A 20,263-nucleotide genomic window follows, 5' to 3' on the forward strand; every position below is an offset into this window, starting at 1 on the left:
TATCACGGATAAAAATTCAGTGCTGTGATAAAATGACAGCCGATGATGTTGAGTTCGGGGAGGTTAAAGTCATGGGAAGTATTCTGAATCCGACCATGGAAAACAGCTTTGAAACACTGGTTAATTTCAAAGATAAAGACATATTTGTTGATAAAACGGATTTTATAGAAAAGATGTCTGCAAAGATCAATGCAGATAAACGTTTTTTTGCCGTAACCCGTCCCCGCAGATTCGGAAAAACCGTAACGGCCCATATGCTTTTAGCCTATTATTCCAAAGGGTATATCGGCACAAAAATATTTGACGGTCTGCATATTGCTGATAAAGACAACTATGCTGAACATCTCAATAAATATGATGTTATTTACATTGATATGAATACCATCGACGGATTGTTTGATGGTTATTCAGGTCAGAAACAGAAAGTCGAAGGTGTTAATGATCTGGTTGACTATTTCGAGTATTCAGTAATTAAAGATTTAAAATCGAGTAATGAATTTTCAAAATGTCTTGAAAAGCATCAAATTGGAAATATGGGACTTCTGGAAACTTTACTTGCAATCACCCAAGATTTAAATACCAGATTCATTTTTATTATGGATGAATGGGATCTGGTATATCGTGAATACCGTGATGACGAGGTTTTGCAGAAGAAATTTATCAAACTGTTAAAAAATCTGTTTAAATCTGATGGCGGTAAAGCTTGCTTTGCCTTAGCTTATCTCACCGGTATTCTTCCTATCAAAAAATACAACTCTCAGTCTGCGCTTAACGGTTTTGACGAATATAACATGCTTGCTCCTGGTGAGTATGCGACATACTTCGGGTTTACCGAGGATGAAGTTGCAGACATTGTAAAATCACCTAACTGTAAAGTGACACATCAGGATTTAAAGGAATGGTACGAGGGTTATAAAATCAAAGGTGTGGATATTTACAACCCTAACTCAGTGTGTAAGGCAGTAACTAGAAATGAATGTATCAGTTACTGGAGCGGAACTTCGTCCAATGAGGAATTTGTACGTTTGATCAATATGGATTTTGACGGCATAAAGGAAGACATCATCAATTTAATCGAAGGTGATGAAGTTACTTTCAGCTGTGCCAATTTCCAGAATGATATGGTAACCATAAAAGATAAAAATGATGTCTTCAGTCTTCTGGTATGCCTCGGTTACCTTGGATGTGCCGAAACAAAAAATCAATATCGTAAAGTTGCCTATGTTCCGAATGCCGAAATCAAAGCAGTGCTGATGGATATTGTCAGAGAGCAGAACTGGTATGAACGAATGGAAACCATCAGACGTTCAGAAAACCTGCTCAAAGCTATCAAGGAACTTGACGGAACAACCGTAGCCACAATTATTCAGGATATTCACAATTCTCCGGCTGTAGCTCTGCTCGACTACAATGATGAGGAATCTCTTACGTATTGTGTGATGACCGGTCTTTTATGGTCAACTCTTGATGATTACAGCTATCACCGGGAAGATCAGGCAGGAAAGGGTCGTGTTGATTTAGTGTATGAGCCGATAACAAGGAGACAGCCTCTTATTCTGATTGAGTTTAAGTATGACGACTCTGCCGAAGAAGCCATTAAGCAGATTAAGGAAAAAGAGTATTTCAAACGCTACGCCGGACAGTACAGAAATATCATACTTGTCGGAATAAATTTCAGCACCAAGACCAAGGATCACCAGTGCCTGATTGAAAAACTGGATAACTAATTTCACAACCAAAACCATTTCCCATGAAGGATCTCCTAACCGAGATCCTTTTTTTATTTTCAGGAATTTCAAATGAACGACAGCACCATCAGGCTTTCAGCCGACACGTCAGCTCTCTCGGATTCACTCTCCAAAATTGCCGAGGAAATGACTGCTATGAAGGACGCTGTTTCCTCCTCGGCTGCTGCCATGGGTGCAAACCTTGATGCCTCGGCAAAACAGGCAGAGGCTACCAATGCCGCAATTCACGGACTTGATGACAGCGTTAAGACCGTAACCGACTCCATCAACGAGCAGACCAAAACTGTTACCGACCTCGGCACACAGCAAAGTAAGGTAACAAAGGAAATCAGCAAGGCCTTAAATACTCAGAATACCCAGCAGAAAGACGCCAACACCACTCTTGCCGAGCAGAAGAAAATCATGCAGGAGCAGGAAACCGAAATCAAAAAGGTAACCAAGGCCGTGGACGCACAGACCGGAGTTCTGCAGAAAAATGCCGGCGGCTGGAAAATGCTGATGACGGGTTTTGCCATCAAGTTTGCCTCTGAAGTTGTTGATGGTTTTAAGAGCATCATTTCCACCGGACTTGAGGCCTCTCGTGTATATGAGGACATGTCTGCCAGGCTTACTCCCCTTGTTGGTGATCTGGAAACCGCCCAGAAAACCTTCTGGAGTCTGAACGGCCTTGAGGATGAGACAGCAACCGCTACGGATAAACTCGCTAAAGCCTTTGTGGATTTAGGCAACAACGGACTCACCAACTCAAACGAACAGCTTAAGACCTATGCCACCATCGCCCATGGAACCGGCAGAGACATCAACACTCTGACTGATGCGGTTATTGCTTTCTCGCAGGGCTCAACCAAAGCACTCAGGCAGTTCGGCATTACGGCAAAGGACAACGGTGACACCATATCTCTTACCTACAAAGGCTCAACCACCGAAATTGAAAAGAACAGCAAAGCTCTGGATTCCTATCTCTCTGATTTGGCAAAGAACAATTTTGACGGCGTACTGGAAGCTAAACTCAACACTGTATCTGCAGCTACCGGAAGACTTGATAATGCCTGGGGAACTTTCTGCACCAGACTCATGCAGTCAAACGGCGGTTTCGGTGAACTCATCATTATGGGTAATGACTTTCTGGCCAACACCCTGAACGGCATTTCCGAGTGGTTGGACGACCCTGCGGTGATTGAGTGGTTCCACAATCTTGCAAAAACGGTACGTGAGACTTTCGAGGGAATACGCACCGCATGGGATAGCGTGAAGGACTTTTTCAGCGATACCCTTGAGCTTATCGGGGTCGAGATGAAGGACGGTACCGGGAGTTGGAAACTCTTTTTTTCAAACTTTTTTCAGTTCGCGCAGATTGGTCTTTTGCAGCTCAGTCAGAAAGTCGGAGAACTGTGGGATAACACCGTCGGCTACCTCAATGCCATCGGTGAAGGTATCGGAACTTCTCTTTCCGGAGGAACCTTCTCGGAAGGCTTTGATTTTGCCCGGGAACGAACCAAAAGAGAGGCGGAGGAAACTGCAAAAATCTACAAGGCTACAATTGCCGGAATCGAAAAGGACATCACCGAATCTCAGAACCGTATTGCCGCTGAGCGTAAACGCATCGCTGAAAAGTACCAGAACAAGCCTGTAGGCGAAGGTACTCAGTCTGATGAAGGCTTAAAGATTGGTGCAAATAAGGACTCCGGCAAAGGTAAAAGCTCCGGCGGTGCTCTCTCCAAATCTGCCGAGGTCCGTGATACCTGGACGCCTTATTACGAGCAGATTCTGGAACTTGACCTCCGCTCTAAGAGTGATTTGGAACAGCTCGAATGGGAACATGCCAGGAAAATCAGTGAGTTAAATGCCGTTATAGCAGAGAACACAATAATCTCTGAAACCGAGAAGAACAACGCTCTGCTCATTCTTGAGCAGGACTATCAGAAACAGAAAGCTGAAATTGAAAAGTCAGCCATGGATTTTCTGAATTCTCTCAATCCCGAGGATGAGGAGATTGTCAGATTGCAGGAAAGCTACGGTAAGAAACTCGAAATGCTGGAGCAGTACCACAATGACAGACTGATTTCAGAGGAAAACTACCTGCAGGCGCATACGGCTCTGATGGAACAATACACCACAGAATCGACTGCGGCCAAACAGAAAAAACAGTCCGAGGATTTGAAGAAAATGATGGAGCCTTACGAGAAAATGGCTGATGCCACCATTTCAATTTCAGATGCCTTTGATGATTTGTCTGCCAATATGAACGAATCATCCGGTGCCTATAAGGCCTTATTTGCGGTTCAGAAAAGTTTTGCGGTAGCAAGTGCAACCATGGATGCGGTGCAGGCATGGATTAAGGCTTTAAATGATCCGACAGCAGTTACCTGGCCGCAGAAACTCGCCAACTACGCCTCCGCTGTTGCTACCACATCCTCCGCCATTTCTCAGCTTACCTCGGTTTCCATGCATGATAAAGGTGGTCAGCTCAAAGCTGGTGAATGGGGTATTGTGGGCGAATACGGACCGGAACTTGTTCAGGGACCGATGAGCGTGACTTCCCGAAAGGAAACCGCTGAACTTGCCCGTTCTGCCATTAACGGAGGCTCGGGAAACGGCTGCAATGTATGTGTGAACCTTTACGAGAATTCAGAAAAGGCGGGAACCGTTGAAACCCGCGGTGATGACGAACAGAGAATCGTAGATATTTTTATTGCCGACATCCGTCACGGCGGTTCAATGAGCAACGCTCTGCAGAGCACCTTCAATCTCAGTCGAATGGGAGCATAACCATGCAATTTTATCCTTCTTATCTGCCGCCTCCGCAGCAGAGAGGCTTTAACTACAAAATCAAACCCAACATCATCAGAACCCAGATGGCGGATGGTCACGTAAGACAGAGACTGGTTAATACCGGAACTCCTCATGAACTCTCTGTTACCTTCATTTTTTCTGATGAAGAGTATCGGAAGTTTATGGCTTGGTACCGAAAAGACATCAACTACGGTCAGGACTGGTTCTACATGCCGGTGCTGAATGAATACGGCAGCACTGATTCACTCTGCAGAATACAGAATGGCGAACTCTCTGCCTCGCTTAACTGCGTTAACAACAATGGTCCGTTATGGTCGGTGCAGTGCCGCCTTGACGTAGAACCGGGAATTGGCGGTGACGAGGTATGGATTGATCCGGAAGGCTGGGATGAGCTTTATGCCTATATCTGGGTTGCTTATTACACCAATTACGAGTGGCCGGGGATTAAGCTCAAAAAGAATAGATTCGGCTATTACGTTTTTAACCTGAATCTTCTCAAAGGATATCCGTATGACGGGTATGTGGAATTCAACGATAACAACGGCAATTCCACCTGGAGTTTTTATTCCTACGAAATCGATGACTGGTGTGGCCGCATTATCAAAGTCAAGCCGGATTCTGAAGAGGTGGAATACCTTTCATGGTTTAACTAAGGACGGAAAATGCTTTATTCTCTTGAAGAAATCTATGCCAGCGGTGGCAGACTGCCGATTGTTACGCTCACCATTACCAATGAGGCTATCGGCACTCTGCGTTATGTGCTGGGTTACGAAGACATGCAGCTCTGGGGAGACACCTATGAAAAATCTGCCTTTACGGTTTCAATGCCGGAAAGGTCTGACAGCGGCTTTTCCGATTTATCCTTCGGAGTTGATGGAGTAAGCGGTGAAGCCTACGAGTACATGAAACGGGTTATCGAAACTCAGACAACCACCTACATCACCGTTACCCAGTGGCATTACGAACACCGCGACAAGCTCTCTGAACTGACGCTCACCATCACCGGCGGACGCATCACCCGGGAATCGGCAACCTTCACCGCATCCTTCTGCGACATGCTGAATCTTGAGTTTCCGCGACTCCGCTATACCGCCTCTAACGCACCGGGACTTAAGTATGTGGCTTAACCATTATCTTCTCATCAGACACACACCGAACGGCAGGAAGTACCCGTTCCTTGACTGCTGGGGACTGGTCTGCGAGTTCTACCGCCGGGAGTTCGGCATTGAACTTGATGACTATACGGATTTCAGCATCAGGGACGGATATGAAAAGGAATCGGAGCGGGGCGGTTTTAAGGAAGTTCCGGAAATAGAGGCAGAAAAGGGCGATGTGATCGCCTTTTTTCGTCACGGTCAGATCTTCCATGTAGCTGTGTATCTCAGCAGAGGTGAGATGCTGCATACCGGACTTAACCGACACTGCCGGGTGGAAAAGATTAGATCGATGCAGTTTGTGGATTGCCGATTCTACCGTTATGCCATCAATGATGCAGGTCATGAACCTCATTTACTAAAAGTCTCTATAGGAAGAAAAAAATAAGTCTATAGGGGGTTTTAGTAATTAACCATCATGACTTGCATACTCACATTTGACGGGGCGAAAAATATGGAGAAAACATGAAACTTGAAATTGTAACCAGAGAAGACCTGTCCAGGGTACTCGAACAGATGGAGCTGCCCGAATACAGCGGCAGTCTGCCGGCTCTTATGAAAAGTCAGATCACCTCATACAATCCGACATTAAAACCATATCTGTCGCTTTATGTTAACGGCAGAAAGGTAGAACAGACTGAATGGCAGCACACCTTTATCAGTCGTGATGATCATTTAAAGTTTGTCATTGAACCCGGAGTAACCGGTACAGCCATTGCCGCCATCATTTCCGTGGTGGTAGCCGTAGCCTCTGCCGTTTATGCCATGGTGAGCATGAACAAACTGGGTAAACACAATCAGAAGGATTCCAAACAGGGAAACTCCATCTATGACGTGAATGTTCAGGGCAACAAAGTAAAGTTGATGGAAATCATTCCAGAGAACTTCGGATTCTTCAAACGCTATCCGGACTATCTTGCCGATAAGCATGTGTTTTACCGCAACAATACTCTGTTCTGCGACATGATTTTATGTCAGGGTATCGGCTACTATGATTACAAATCCGACCATTCCGACATCTACATCGGTGAAACTCCCATCAGTGAACTCAAGGGATGTGCGGCTCACATCATTGAGCCGGGAGTAAAGATTACCGCTGAAAATTCACCGGAGGACAAATCCTGGTACTGCTGGTATTCCTCCACCGAGGTCACCCAGAGCGGCCATACACTTAAAAGCGGTCAGGGAAAAATTGATACTTCCTCAAAGGACGGTGTAAATCTTGAGTTCAGCGGTAAGACCTTCAGTGGTTTTTCCTATCAGAGTTTTTCCCACGGTTATGGCGGCTGCTCCGGTGGCGGGACTGATGTTCACCGCATCAGAAAAACCTTTGATTTGAAATGGGCAGACGGAACTATCTTTGAGCTTTCCGGAGTTACCAATACCCGCAGAATAAGCACAGAAATTGTTTCTGCTGTATCTGATGAGAGCATAACTGTCATCACAGTGAAAAAAGATTCACTCATTCAGGATTTCAGTTATCTCCGGGCAAGACAGACTGAAGTTCAAACCAGTGTTGATGAGGAAACCGGTGAGGAGACACAGACCGAGGTGATTGTAAGAAACGGTGATTACGTAAGAATCAGTCTTTCTGCAGTAACATCAGTCTCATATGACACCATTCCTTCCGGCTCAAGCGGAGGAAAATCTGTCACCGAGGAGGAAAGCAACGATGTGTCTGCGCTCTGTGAAATCCTGGAGATAACCGCTGACGGTGACAATGTTACGCTGAAGTTCGACAGTTCGGATTTAACAGTTCCTGCCTTCCCGGATACAGTAGAACCGTCTCAGCCCTACACAAAGATTACCGATACGGCAAATCGGCTGGCAGGCTCTGTGTTTCAGCCGATGCCTGCGGATTATCCGTATGACGATAACGGCTTTTATGAAATCGTGAGTTTCAGAGATGGCGTCTATATGGTTAAAAGACTCAATGACAGCTATGGTGAAATTGCAGAGTGGCCAGGGTTCTTTTCCAGCGGAATCAATCAGGAGCATACAGTATTCACTCTCGTGAGCGGAATGGCAAGTGACGGCGGTTACGTTGGACCTTACCGGGCATGTCCGTATGGTGCGGTATCAAACATCTTTGAACTTGATTTTTCTCTGCCGTCAGGACTTGGAAAACTTAACGATGACGGTGATTTTGAGAAACTCACCATCACCATTCAGATTGAGTACCGCAGAGCCGGTTCGGATGATGAGTACACGGTGATTGAGAAATCATGGACTAACAGTACCAACGACCAGCTTGCCGAAACCATCAGACTTGAACTTGATGCAGCAGACAACTATGAGTTCAGGGTTCTCAGAACCTCAAAGGAGGACGGCTCAACCCGTGCTCTCGAGGAAATCAAATGGACCGGACTTAAAAGCGTCATCAGCACCATTGACCGGTATGACAACATGACCGTGCTCATCTGCAGGTTTAAAGGCAATGAAACCTTATCCGAGCTTTCCGAAAATCAGCTCGCTACTTACTGGACAAGAAAACTTCCTGCTGTGGGGTATTCAGATAATCTGCCGCTGACGCCGACAAGGGATATTGCTCCGGTGGTTCAGTACATTGTACGGAAATCCAAATACCGCAATATCCTTGATGTCGATACGCTGATGGAGTTTGATGAACTGTGGCGGTCTCAGGGACTTGAGTGTAACGGCTCCATCGACAGTGACAGCACGTTACTTGAAAGTTTACGCGATGTGCTCAACTGCGGCTTTGCGGTTCCTGTTGTTCGTGACAACACCTTATCGGTTAAGAGGCTTCATGCCGGAGCACAGCCAGTGCAGATTTTCACGAAGAGCAATATGACCTCAAGTCCGGTAATCACTTACTCTCTGCCAAAAGATGATGACGTGAACGAGGTGGTGGTTAATTTCACCTCTCCGGAAACCTATAAGACTGAAACGGTGTACTGTCACATTGATGAGGAAGGAAACAAACGCATCACTGATTATCCGGAATCCGACAATCAGGAAAGACTTGATGCCTGGGGCGTAACCGACAGAGAGCATGCCATTGCACTCGGTATGAGGCGACTGCGGTATCTCAGAAATACCAGAGTAACCTATGACATCAAAACCGAACTCAACGGACTCAACTGTCAGTTCAACGATTTGGTGGGACTTATGCTGGATGAGAACTTATCCAACATCACCGGCAGGATAACCGGAATAAACGGGCAGACCGTTACCACGGACATAGAGCTACCGGAAGATATCTGGGAAGGTATAGTGTATATCTCAAGAAAGGATGGCTCCTATGGTGAATATACCTTTTACCGTAATGACAGCCATACACTTTATCTCGATACCTACCCGGACATCGATTGGGACAGTGAGTTTGGCAAGTCTCTCGAATATCCGCTTTTTGCCATCGGTGAACTGCAGCTCTGCTGGGTTACTGCCGTTAAGCCGGAAAGCAATAACCGTTGTTCATTAAGTCTCATCAACTACTCGGAAGACATTTTCAAAGATGACATTAAGGAGAAAAACCAATGAAAGCATTTGTAGTTCTTGATGAGGGATATATCAATCAGGCGGTGGTATCCCTCAGTTCTTTTTTCAGATATAACCGCATTGAGCTGGTGATATACGCTCAGAAAGGCACAGACCTCAGTAGAGTTCTTGCCGTAGTTCCTGAAAACTTAGTGGAGGTACGCTACGTTACCTTTCCCAAGCATGAGCTTTTTGCCTCTGTTGGTGATAACAGACTGATGGTTCACCGCAGTGCCGTACCTGCTATTGCACAAAGGATTAAAGCTCTTGAGGAAGTTTCTGCAGAAACGGACTGTGTCCTGAACTTTGATTTGGACACTCTGTTTCTCGGCTCGGCAGTTCCTCTCCTTGAGGAGATTACGGCAGAGCATGAATCCTGCATCTTCGGAGTCAGCGAACGTGAAAACCGGGACAAGTGGATGAAGCAGATGAAACTTAAGGAAATCGTGAACACTCCGCTGTATTTCAACACCGGTCTTATGTGCTACAAGGCTGACTGCAAAGGACTGTATGAGAAGTTCATCAAAACGATTGAGGAAAAAGGAGACTTCATGTACTGCCCGGAGCAGGACTTTGTGAATCTTCACTTTAAGAAAAAGCATCAGCTTTCAGGTGAGTTCAATGCTATCTGGTTCAATCCGGGATACAAGGAAATGGCTCCTCTGATGGTGCATTATCTCTCAATGGAGAAACCATGGAATAAATTCATCTATCTTGATTTCCGAGCCTATGCCTGGTGGAAGAAATACCTCTCCGCCTGCGAACGGGTGGAAGGATATCTAGACAGAGACTTTATCGGACGGGTACGAAGTAACGTAAACAGAGTTAAATGACGGGCGGCTTAACAGTCGCCTTTTTTATTGGGAGAAACAAAATGAGAGAGCTTTGGAATATGCTCCAGGCAGTATTTACCGGAATTGGCGGATGGCTGGGTTACTTTCTCGGAGGTTGTGACGGGCTGCTTTATGCCCTGATTGCCTTTACGGTTATCGACTACATCAGCGGTGTTATGTGCGGGATAGTCGATAACAACCTATCAAGCTCCATCGGGTTTAAAGGTATCTGCCGTAAGGTGGTTGTCTTCATGCTCGTGGGCATTGCCAGCATTCTGGACACGAGAATCTTTCAGACCGGAAGTGTCCTCAGAACCGCTGTGATTTTCTTTTACCTTTCAAACGAAGGTATCAGTCTTCTCGAGAACGCTGCACATCTCGGTCTGCCGATACCGATGGTGGTCAGAAAAGCCTTAAACCAGTTACACGATAAATCAGAAAATAAGGAGAACGAAAATGGCAAATAGTCCATTAGTGAGTTACACCAAATTGAGTCCGAACCATTCCGGTAAAAGGACTCACACCATTGACCGCATTACACCTCACGCTGTTGTCGGTCAGCTTAGTGTCGAACGAATCTGCGACTGCTTTAAGGACAGAAGCAGACAGGCAAGCTGCAACTATGCCATCGGTGCTGATGGCAGAATTGGACTTTGCGTTGATGAGCAGAACCGCTCCTGGTGCTCATCATCAAGAGATAACGACCAGCGAGCAGTTACCATCGAGTGCGCATCAGATCTGACGGAGCCTTACACCATGAAGCCGGAGGTGTATGCCGCCATGGTAGATCTGTGCGTTGATATCTGTAGAAGGAACGGAAAGAAACGACTGCTGTGGATCGCTGATCGGGATAAGGCTTTAATCTATGAGGTTAAATCTGACGAGATGTTGCTGACGGTTCATCGCTGGTTTGCTCGAAAGAGCTGTCCCGGAAACTGGCTATTCGGGAAGTTGGGCGATTTGGCTCAGGAAGTAAATAGCCGACTTGGGGAATAAGGAAAAAGCCGACAGAAAGGGACTGTCGGCTTATAAAAATAATTCAATTTTCAAAAGGCATTTGTTTCCTACTAATTTAAAAGCAGACATGCTATTCGTCTAGCACATATAACGAAAACTCTAAAGTACTCGTAAGGTCTTCAAATTTTTCTTGGTTACTTAAACTCTTTCATAATAAAGGGAGAACTGAATTATATATTCATAAAATACCTTCTATGTGCTGCACAGCAAGAGACATACACGCAACGGCGACCGAGCAACAGAATCCAAGTGCAATTGGTCTGCCACCATTCCGTAGGAGATCCCAAATTTTAGTGTTCAATCCAATTGCACACATTGAAAGAACAATTCCGAATTTACCAATATTTCCTAACATCGCTGATACTTGTTCTGGCAATATCCCAGCAGTGTTAATGACACTAGCAACTACAAACCATAGAATAAACCAAGGAAAGATTCTTCTAAAGTTTAAATCTTCTCCATTATTCTGACTTCTTGTTGTTATAAATGAGAATAACAGACATACAGGTACAATCATGAGTGCACGGGTAAGTTTTACAATAGTGGCGAAATACCCCGCCTCAGGACTGTATGAATATCCAACGGCTACAACTGAAGAAGTATCATTCACTGCTGTTCCTGACCACATGCCAAAGCCAAAATCAGACATCCCTATAGCATGACCAAGAAATGGAAAAATGAAGACTGCAATTACGTTAAAAAGAAAAATTGTTGAAATCGACAACGTAATATCTCTGTCTTTTGCTCCTATAACCGGTGCAACAGCAGCTATTGCCGAACCGCCGCAGATTGCAGTACCGGCACCGATGAGAGTAGAGATCATGGTATTCAGTTTAAGCAGTTTTCCTATCCACCATGCAACACCAAAGGCTGTAATCAGCGTAAATAACATTACGGATAATGACTGAGATCCAACCTTCATAACATGAAACAGGTTCATTTCGAATCCAAGAAAAATTATGGAATACTGCAGAATCTTTTTCCCTGTAAAACTTATTCCTGCCTCAAATGAAGTAGATCGTGGTAATAAGGCAAAGAGCATCCCGATGAGAATTCCAAAAACAGGACCACCAATAATAGGGAATGAAATCCCAAGATAATATGAAGGAACAGCCAGTATCAAAGCAAAAATAACGCCTTTAATCACATCATGTTTCATACCACCAAACTCCAGAAAAATTTATTTATCCTTATGTGTATGCTAGATCATACATCTTGGACTCCCCATTGTTAAATACTATGATTTTATGATATATATAGGTAAAAGCCTATGTATGATAAGGGGATGAGATGACTTTTAGGCACTTTAAGATTTTCCTGCAGGTATATGAGTCAGGAGGAATGACAAAAGCTTCTGAAGCTTTATTTATTTCTCAGCCTACAGTAAGTCAGGCGATTAAGGAACTTGAAGAACACTATCACACAAAACTTTTTGAACGCCTTGGTAAGAGACTCTATCTTACTCCCGCAGGAAAGAAATTGCTCCATTATGTAAAACATATAGTAGGATTAATGTCTCAGACAGAATCTGCACTAAGAGATTATTCTGATGTGAGCCCGCTTCGAGTTGGGGCTACGCTAAGTATTGGAGAGAGTGTTTTTATACCGCTACTCTCAGAGCTTAAAAGTAAATTTCCTAGAAGGATTATATACTCAAATATTCACAACACTGCCATACTTGAAGAACTGCTTCTTAAGGACGAACTCGATGTGGCACTAATAGAAGGAAAAGTTCAGTCTGAATTTCTCCGAAGAATTCCTTTTATGGACGATGAACTGATTTTTGTTGATGCTCCTTCAACACCAAAGATAAGAAAATTATCTGACCTAGAGAAATTGTATTTCATCACACGTGAGTTCGGCAGTGGTACAAGAACGTTATTTGAAGGGGAATTGAATAAACATAATATCTGTCCTCATATTATAGGTGTATACAACAATTCTGAGAGTATTAAACAGGCGGTGAAGGCTGGTTTTGGAGTGTCAGCACTATCTAGACGAATAGTCGAAAAGGATCTTAATGAGGGAACTCTTATGGAATTCACTGTGCCTGAAATTAGTTTTAAAAGAGTGTTTAATATCGTCCATCATGAAAACAAATTCATTACTCCTGTCCTTGAATATTTCATGAGTATATGTTTGAACTATCGAAAATAGTTTAGGTAATTCACAGAATAACTGAATTAAGACCACCTAGGAAAGCAGCCGACAACTAAATGGTTATCGGCTCCAGTACCTTAGAAGGGGAGTGAACAATCTTGCATCGAAAGTAACGGAAAGGTTATGACTGTATAGATGACAAAACTATTGCCCGTGAGGATCTCTTCGGGGGTCACTCTACATTGGGGAAGCAATTTTTACGAACAGGTTGGTAAAGATCTGAGAAAAGAACTGCCTGATGTAAAGTCTTTTTCCGCCCGAAATCTCCGGTACATGCATCAGTTCTACTGCCTTTTCCCAATTTTGCAACAAGTTGTTGCAAAATTAGATTTTAATCCCAAAGCCGACTGCGTTTCATGTGATGAAATCTTTTTGATCCCGTGGGGGCATATTGTTCAAATCATGAATAAGGTCAATAGAAACCGTGATAAAGCCTTATTTTACATACACAAAACCCTCGAGAACAACTGATCTAGAGCTGTACTGATGAACTTTCTGGATACAGACCTCTATGAAAGACAGGGCAAAGCAGTAAGTAATTTTGATCTTACTCTTCCTGCTCCTCAAAGCGATCTTGCTCAGGCTATTACCAGAGACCCGTACACCTTCGATTTTCTTACCCTCCGGGAGAGCTATGACGAAAAAGAACTGAAAGATGCTCTTATGGATAACATTACCAGATTTCTTCTTGAGCTTGGTAACGGCTTTGCCTTTGTTGGGCGTGAGTATAAGCTTGAAATTGGAAACACAAACAACTTCATTGACATGTTGTTCTACAATATCAAACTTCATTGCTATGTGGTCGTTGAAATCAAAGTGAAGGAATTTGATTCCGGTGATATGGGGCAACTCGGAACTTATATGGTTGCCGTTAACCATCAGCTGAAGAGTGAAAATGATGGACCTACGCTGGGGCTGTTAATCTGCAAATCAAAAGATAACGTCAAGGCTCGTTATGCGCTTGAAGCCAGCAGCCAGCCTATGGGAATTTCCCAATACGACATAACCACCTTTATTCCAGAAAAATTCAAAGGAAGTTTACCTACCATTGAGGAAATCGAAGCTGAAATATCGGCCAATGAGTTATCTGCCCCAAAATAGCAAAATAAAGAGGGAACACTATATCAGCATTCCCTCTCTCATATTTCGCAATTATTTAGAACCAAACGCTCCGAATATAATTATCAGAACTATTACGGCTATAGCAATAAAGTTTGTAAAAGAATTTTCAGATTCTAATACTCGAAGGGGATCTACTCCTGCATAAGAAACAGAACTTGATAAGATCCAAAAGCATATAACCCGGTTCATACTTGCACTCATAAAACCTTAAAAGATTATTTACAATATGATGGCGGATTGTAACCGTTGCATTTCTCAAGCATTTTTGCCCTTTCTCTCATCAACTTTGATTCTTGTTTCATGTACTCTGTTCTAGCTTCTTGCTCTTCACAATTTCTTCTAGCTTGACCACTCTCCCAACTACAATCTGCAATAGCAGGAACAGTTATACAAACATTCCCCAAAACCAAACACACAGCCATCAAAATTAATTTCTTCATAATTACTTATACCTCTCAATTAACATGGAATCCACGAATCACCAATTACATCGCCACCTACTGCAACGTAATTACCAAAATTTGTAATCATAATTAAACGATTGTTTTCGTTTTTCAAAGAAACAGAAACTAACTCTCCTGGTGTTCTCAATGTGCCGATTTCATTTGCTTCCATGCCAATAAAACCTCTAAAATCAATTACTTCCCAGTTCTGACAATCCGTTGATCTTGAAATCGTTAAATCATCGTTTGCTGTAAAAAAGTACCTTACACCATCGCTGATCACTTCAACAATATTTTCCATATTCTCCTCCGTTTATCGATCGCTCCTCTTACAAGTTTACCATTGTTTTTTTTTTGACCAGTTTTGGGCTTACTTTGATCTTATATCTGTGATCAGACTATAAAACATTCATATTTTTTGAACTTCATCATATTCAATGTCATCTTCCCCCTGCTCACCAAACAGCCAATCACCCACATTCCCAAAAATAAATCCGCTCAAATCAGCCACTGATGTCTAATCTCAAGCATTCCACCTCTTTGTAAATCTCCTCTGTTTCTATTCACAGAACAGTTGAACAAATTTTTTTTGTAAAAACCGGTTACTTCTGGGCATTAGTAGGTAGGAGCAATAGTTTTACAGGAGAACCGCAATGCAAGTTACCGAAGTTACATCCGCAACTACCAAGCCAACCGCGCTCAGCCAGATCACACATGAGCAGCTGCAGCATGAATTCAATTTTCTGCGGGCTGAACATTTCACTAAAACCATGCTCAATCAGGGACTTATAACGCCTGATGAGTACCGGAGGATCATGGTAGAGAACGTGGTCACTTTCCCGACATTTATCTCGCAAATCCTTTGATTATTGAGTTGATAGTGTTCCAACACAGAGCAAATATGTTACCGACAAAACGGATTGCGAGAAGCAAACACTGATCACTTTAAGGAGCAATTATGCACATAAAACAAATAAGCAGTTATCCGGAACTGCACTTCGAGCGTAACCACGCTAGTGATGATCTTCTTCAGGAGTTCAACTTTCTGAGAGCGGAGCTTTTCACCCGGAAACTTCTCAGCCATGGACTCATCAGCCGTGATGAGTTTCAGTTAATCATGCAGGAAAACAGACGGACTTTTCCGACCTTTCTGTCATCAATACTTTAAGGTGACTGCACATGAAGAAGGTTATCACTATCGAGCCAGCCAACGCTCATCAGCCAAAGAAGAGACTCCGGGTTGCGGCATATTGCCGGGTGTCATCAAGCATGGCAGATCAGCTTGTCAGCCTTGATGCTCAAAAGGCTCATTACGAAGAATACATCACGTCAAATCCTGAATGGGAGTTTGCCGGACTGTATTACGATGAGGGAATTTCCGGAACCAAGAAGGAAAAGCGTCCGGCACTTCTGCAGATGATGACGGACTGCGAGAACGGGAAGATTGATTTCATTGTCACCAAGTCTCTGAGCAGATTTGCCCGTAACACCACAGACTGTCTTGAGCTGGTACGCAGACTTCAGAAACTTCACATCCCGGTTTACTTCGAGAAGGAGAATCTCAATACCGGTTCGATGGAAACAGAACTGTTTCTTTCAGTAATGAGCAGTCTGGCAGAGAGCGAGTCAGTTTCTATTTCCGAGAACAGCAAGTGGGGAGTACGGCACCGCTTTGAGAATGGCTCCTTTAAATTCAGCTATGCGCCATACGGCTACACTCTCGCTGATGGGGAACTTGTCATTAAAGAGGATGAGGCGGAATGGGTGCGGTTTATTTTCAATGAGGCTCTGACGGGGAAGAGCGCACGTCAGATTGCTGCCACGCTGAATGAGAAGAAGGTTCCAGCCAAGAGAAAAGGCACATGGACTGCAGCCTCTGTGCTCTGGATTCTGCGAAATGAGAGGTACAAGGGCGACTGCCTTTATCAGAAAACTTATACGGACTTCCGTCTCAGAAGGCATCTGAATCATGGGGAAGTAGACCAATTCTATGAGGAAAACCACCATGACGCCATTGTCAGCAGGGAGGTTTTCGAGGCTGTCGGCAATGTTATCAGTCATGAACAGCAGGAGAAGAACAGGTCTGAAGGTAATTCAAAATACCAGAACCGCTATGCCTTTAGTGGAAAGCTGATCTGCGGCGAATGCGGAGCATTCTTCAAACGCAGGATCAACATTACCGGAAGGCTCAAATATCCGGCATGGGTATGCTCAGTCCACCATAAGGACGGGAGACGGTGTTCAATGAAGTATGTTCGAGAGGCTGCTCTTGAGACTGCCTTTACCACCATGATGAATAAGCTGATTTTCGGCAGAAAGGAGGTGCTGCAGACACTTCTTGATAACCTCACTACCCAATCTCACAAGTCACGACTCAGCAGAATTGACGTGGTGGAAAGAACCCTGAATGAAATGCAGGAACGCAGACGTAACCTCACTTCCATTATGACCAAAGGTTATCTTGATCCCGCCACCTTTACCCGGGAGAGTAATGAAATCACGGTTGAGACTGAGAAACTCACAGCAGAACGGGATCAACTGAAATCTGAAATCAACGGTGAGCTGACTAAGACCGAGTCCTTGAGAGACATCATCAGATTCACGGGCAAGAGCGAAATGCTCTCCGACTTTGATGCCGGGCTTTTTGAAAGGTTTGTAGATCATGCGGTTGTGAGTTCCAGAACGGAGCTGGAATTTCATCTGAAATGCGGAATGAAGGTTAAGGAGACAATTGAATGAGACTGAATAATACTTTTTTCGGATACAAGATTGTGGACGGCAGGGCGGTAATTCATGAGAAGGATGCCGGTAAAGTCAGATTGCTTTACAAAGGATATCTTTCCGGGCTGAGTTACATCGATGCGGCAAAGGCTGTGGGGTTAGACCTGCATGCCTCATCGGTAAAAATGCTTATGAGAAATGCCCGCTACACCGGAGATGATTTTTACCCTGAGATCATTGATCGCACCACCTTTGATGCGGCTGAAAGGGAACGATTACGCAGATGCTCTGTTCTCGGGAAGAAGGAAGGGCAGAGCAAAGAAAAAGCCCCCGGAACTGCACCGCAGCACTTCTCCTTCAGACAGGGCTTAAAGCAGTTCAGAGATCCGTTCAGACAGGCTGAATACATTTACAGTTTAATTGAGAGGAAGGTTTAAACATGGGAACAATTACAATGATCCCTGCCAAGAGACGAATCGGCAGCAGGGTTGTTCAGGACGAAGTACCAAAGACCAGAGTGGCAGCCTACTGCCGTGTGTCTACTGATACTGATGAACAGGCAACAAGCTATGAGGCACAGGTGGAGCACTACACCGAATACATCAAGAAGAACCCGTCATGGGAATGTGCCGGAATTTATGCGGATGACGGCATCTCCGGAACCAACACCAAAAAGCGGGAGGAGTTTAACCGGCTTATAGATGATTGCATGAAGGGCAAGGTTGATATGGTGATAACCAAGTCAATAAGTCGTTTTGCCCGTAATACACTTGACTGCCTTAACTACATCAGAAAGCTCAAGGATAAGAACATCGCCGTTTATTTTGAAAAAGAAGGAATTAACACGCTCGATGCCAAGGGCGAGGTTATGCTCACCATCATGGCATCACTTGCTCAGCAGGAAAGTGAAAGTCTTTCACAGAACGTCCGCCTTGGTCTGCAGTACCGTTACCAGCAGGGCAAGGTGCTGGTTAACCATACCCGGTTCCTTGGATATGACAAGGATGAGGACGGTAACCTCATCATCAATAAGGAAGAAGCCGAGGTGGTGAAACGCATCTTCCGTGAATATCTGGAAGGGCAGAGCTTTTACGGTATTGGCAAGGGACTCGAGGCTGACGGCATCAGGACTGCAGCGGGAAGTTCCCATTGGCTGAATTCCTCCATTAAACTTATCCTGACAAATGAGAAGTACATGGGTGATGCACTTCTTCAGAAAACGATCACCACAGACTTTCTGACTAAAAAGCGGGTGGCAAATCGCGGTATCGTTCCGCAATACTATGTGGAAAATAACCATGAAGCCATCATTCCGAAGGAACTTTTTATGCGGGTTCAGGAGGAAATGCAGAAAAGGTCAAGGCTTAAAACCACAACGGGAAAACGCAGACAGTACAGCGGTAAGTTTGCTCTTTCAAATCTTGTTGCCTGCTGCCATTGCGGAGGTTTTTATCAGCGAACTCACTGGAATATTCATGGCAGAAAGAGCATCGTGTGGCGATGCCTTTCACGGCTCAAGCAGAAATACTCGGAGGTTGAATGCCACTCCCGAACCATAAAGGAATCGGAACTTCAGAACGTTGCAGTTAAGGCAATCAATGAGGTCTTTGCCAAACAGGACACTTATATGTCTCAGCTGAAGACCAATATTGAGAAGGCTCTCAGTTCCACCAATGCGGATGCGGTAGCCGAGATTGATTCCAGGATTGCTGCATTGCAGAAGGATCTTCTCAAGAGAATAAAACAGCGACAGGACTGCGATAAGCTCGGTCAGGAGATCACCGAACTTCATGAAAGAAAATATCAGTTGCAGCTCAATGATGCCGAAAAAGATGGAACCCGTCAGAAGATTTCAGACCTTAAAGCCTTTCTTGATGAGCAGGAAACCCAGATTGTCGAATATGATGAAGCACTAGTCAGACGGCTGATAGAGCGCATCACCGTCCATGATGATCACTTCACCGTGGAGTTCAAATCCGGGGTGGAGGTTGAGGTTCAAGGTTAGATTATGGCTGCCGGACTTGGTTCCGGCTTTTTTGTGTCTCTAATACTGCCTTACATTCTTGATTTGCTTTCAAATTAATTGCAATATGAAAAGACGAGTTTTGAAAATAAAAAGTTAATATGTTTCTTGTGCATAGGTTAATATGTTCTTTTTTGCCTTTTTGTATAAACGCATTACAAACCTAGACACCGCTATGCACTGGTCGTTGCACGTTGAGACCGTGGTTTTACTGTCAAGGGAGAAATAGATCCCCTCTGAAAGCCCTTGAAATCAAAGGATTTGCGGGGTGTGGTGCTTTTTTAAACATGACTGTAAAACAGGATTTATGCTGTATGTATGAACACATCAATGGTATGAGATACAGCATAGTTGAGAATACTGTTTTGCTTTTGGGTAGGTTGCAGATAGCGTTGTGATGTCATAAAAAAGGAAATTGTATGGGATCAGAAAATAAAAGCGGATTACCGGAACCTTTGCCAGATGAGGAAAATTCCGAGGTAAATGGTGGAATATGTGAAAGCAAAGAAGGTGACCATGATGATTATGATGACGATATTCCTCATGATGAAAAAGCTCAGTTTCTCAGAGTTCTAGTACTATTTTTAGCAGGTGGGCTTATTTGGTTTATTTTTCCATATATGTATATTTCGTCTGGTGTAAGTTTCAAACCGGGTGATTTCTGTGGGTTCTTTTGCTTTTTGGCAGAAATATGTTATTTGAGCCTTAGACTAGCAGCGTCGGTAACAGAAGCCGTTTTAATTTCTATCTT

Annotated in this window: 21 protein-coding genes; 18 read left to right on the plus strand and 3 right to left on the minus strand. The window is 44.1% G+C overall.

All coding sequences use genetic code 11. The features are described 5' to 3' along the window. Positions 1-32 precede the first annotated feature (32 nt). From T489_RS0104480 to T489_RS0104520, 9 genes are all read left to right on the plus strand, one after another. A complete protein-coding gene (locus T489_RS0104480) occupies positions 33-1,727 on the plus strand; it encodes an AAA family ATPase (RefSeq protein ID WP_031578853.1) in 1,695 nt (564 codons plus the stop codon). 72 nt (positions 1,728-1,799) lie between these two features. Beyond that, entirely contained in the window at positions 1,800-4,517 is a 2,718-nt protein-coding gene (locus T489_RS0104485; protein ID WP_031578855.1) for a hypothetical protein, read from the plus strand. Between the two features lie 2 nt (positions 4,518-4,519). Next, positions 4,520-5,194 carry a hypothetical protein gene (locus T489_RS14125; RefSeq protein ID WP_051621778.1) on the plus strand — a complete coding sequence of 225 codons (675 nt, stop codon included), beginning with the start codon at positions 4,520-4,522 and terminating at the stop codon, positions 5,192-5,194. Between the two features lie 9 nt (positions 5,195-5,203). After that, entirely contained in the window at positions 5,204-5,668 is a 465-nt protein-coding gene (locus tag T489_RS0104495; RefSeq protein WP_031578857.1) for a DUF1833 family protein, read from the plus strand. Then, positions 5,658-6,083: an NlpC/P60 family protein gene (locus tag T489_RS0104500; RefSeq protein ID WP_051621779.1), complete on the plus strand. Its 426-nt coding sequence runs from the start codon at positions 5,658-5,660 to the stop codon at positions 6,081-6,083. Before T489_RS0104495 ends, T489_RS0104500 begins: the two co-directional genes overlap by 11 nt. Positions 6,084-6,160: 77 nt before the next feature. Next, positions 6,161-9,196 carry a host specificity factor TipJ family phage tail protein gene (locus T489_RS0104505; protein ID WP_031578860.1) on the plus strand — a complete coding sequence of 1,012 codons (3,036 nt, stop codon included), beginning with the start codon at positions 6,161-6,163 and terminating at the stop codon, positions 9,194-9,196. Next, a complete protein-coding gene (locus T489_RS0104510) occupies positions 9,193-10,026 on the plus strand; it encodes a glycosyltransferase (RefSeq protein ID WP_031578861.1) in 834 nt (277 codons plus the stop codon). Before T489_RS0104505 ends, T489_RS0104510 begins: the two co-directional genes overlap by 4 nt. Positions 10,027-10,067: 41 nt before the next feature. Then, a complete protein-coding gene (locus tag T489_RS0104515) occupies positions 10,068-10,493 on the plus strand; it encodes a phage holin family protein (protein ID WP_031578862.1) in 426 nt (141 codons plus the stop codon). Beyond that, positions 10,483-11,022 (plus strand): peptidoglycan recognition protein family protein, encoded by a 540-nt coding sequence (locus T489_RS0104520; RefSeq protein ID WP_031578863.1) that lies wholly within the window; start codon positions 10,483-10,485, stop codon positions 11,020-11,022. Before T489_RS0104515 ends, T489_RS0104520 begins: the two co-directional genes overlap by 11 nt. Before the next feature lie 199 nt (positions 11,023-11,221). On the opposite strand, the gene T489_RS0104525 is transcribed toward T489_RS0104520, so the two are convergent. Continuing rightward, the gene (locus tag T489_RS0104525; RefSeq protein WP_031578864.1) at positions 11,222-12,202 is read right to left on the minus strand and encodes a YeiH family protein; all 981 of its coding nucleotides are present in this window, start codon (positions 12,200-12,202) and stop codon (positions 11,222-11,224) included. A gap of 131 nt (positions 12,203-12,333) precedes the next feature. Here T489_RS0104525 and T489_RS0104530 point away from each other — a divergent pair, with 131 nt between their 5' ends. The 3 genes from T489_RS0104530 to T489_RS13475 all read left to right on the plus strand — a co-directional run bounded on the left by T489_RS0104530 (position 12,334) and on the right by T489_RS13475 (position 14,304). Next, positions 12,334-13,200, plus strand: coding sequence for a LysR substrate-binding domain-containing protein (locus tag T489_RS0104530; protein WP_031578865.1), 867 nt, complete (start codon positions 12,334-12,336; stop codon positions 13,198-13,200). Between the two features lie 138 nt (positions 13,201-13,338). Beyond that, complete coding sequence (locus T489_RS14130; RefSeq protein WP_051621780.1) at positions 13,339-13,674, plus strand: DUF1016 N-terminal domain-containing protein; 336 nt, start codon at positions 13,339-13,341, stop codon at positions 13,672-13,674. Between the two features lie 15 nt (positions 13,675-13,689). After that, complete coding sequence (locus tag T489_RS13475; RefSeq protein ID WP_051621781.1) at positions 13,690-14,304, plus strand: DUF1016 domain-containing protein; 615 nt, start codon at positions 13,690-13,692, stop codon at positions 14,302-14,304. A gap of 236 nt (positions 14,305-14,540) precedes the next feature. Here the strand turns inward: T489_RS13475 and T489_RS0104540 are convergent, their stop codons facing one another. Then, positions 14,541-14,765: a hypothetical protein gene (locus tag T489_RS0104540; RefSeq protein WP_031578866.1), complete on the minus strand. Its 225-nt coding sequence runs from the start codon at positions 14,763-14,765 to the stop codon at positions 14,541-14,543. A gap of 19 nt (positions 14,766-14,784) precedes the next feature. Next, on the minus strand, positions 14,785-15,069 hold the full coding sequence (locus T489_RS0104545) for a hypothetical protein (RefSeq protein WP_031578867.1): 285 nt from the start codon (positions 15,067-15,069) through the stop codon (positions 14,785-14,787). A 352-nt stretch (positions 15,070-15,421) separates the two neighbouring features. On the opposite strand from T489_RS0104545, the gene T489_RS0104555 reads away from it, so the two are divergent. From T489_RS0104555 to T489_RS0104580, 6 genes are all read left to right on the plus strand, one after another. Beyond that, positions 15,422-15,634 (plus strand): SHOCT domain-containing protein, encoded by a 213-nt coding sequence (locus tag T489_RS0104555; RefSeq protein ID WP_031578868.1) that lies wholly within the window; start codon positions 15,422-15,424, stop codon positions 15,632-15,634. Between the two features lie 92 nt (positions 15,635-15,726). Beyond that, entirely contained in the window at positions 15,727-15,936 is a 210-nt protein-coding gene (locus T489_RS0104560) for an SHOCT domain-containing protein (RefSeq protein ID WP_031578869.1), read from the plus strand. An 11-nt stretch (positions 15,937-15,947) separates the two neighbouring features. Continuing rightward, on the plus strand, positions 15,948-17,507 hold the full coding sequence (locus tag T489_RS0104565; protein WP_031578871.1) for a recombinase family protein: 1,560 nt from the start codon (positions 15,948-15,950) through the stop codon (positions 17,505-17,507). Further along, positions 17,504-17,926, plus strand: coding sequence for a recombinase (locus tag T489_RS0104570; RefSeq protein ID WP_031578872.1), 423 nt, complete (start codon positions 17,504-17,506; stop codon positions 17,924-17,926). The genes T489_RS0104565 and T489_RS0104570 overlap by 4 nt, the downstream gene beginning before the upstream one ends. A 2-nt stretch (positions 17,927-17,928) precedes the next feature. Then, entirely contained in the window at positions 17,929-19,494 is a 1,566-nt protein-coding gene (locus T489_RS0104575; RefSeq protein ID WP_031578873.1) for a recombinase family protein, read from the plus strand. A gap of 437 nt (positions 19,495-19,931) precedes the next feature. Beyond that, positions 19,932-20,263 (plus strand): hypothetical protein (locus T489_RS0104580; protein WP_031578874.1); only part of this gene is annotated, 332 nt, incomplete at its 3' end.

This window comes from Ruminobacter sp. RM87, from assembly GCF_000701925.1.
Lineage (GTDB): Bacteria > Pseudomonadota > Gammaproteobacteria > Enterobacterales > Succinivibrionaceae > Ruminobacter > Ruminobacter amylophilus.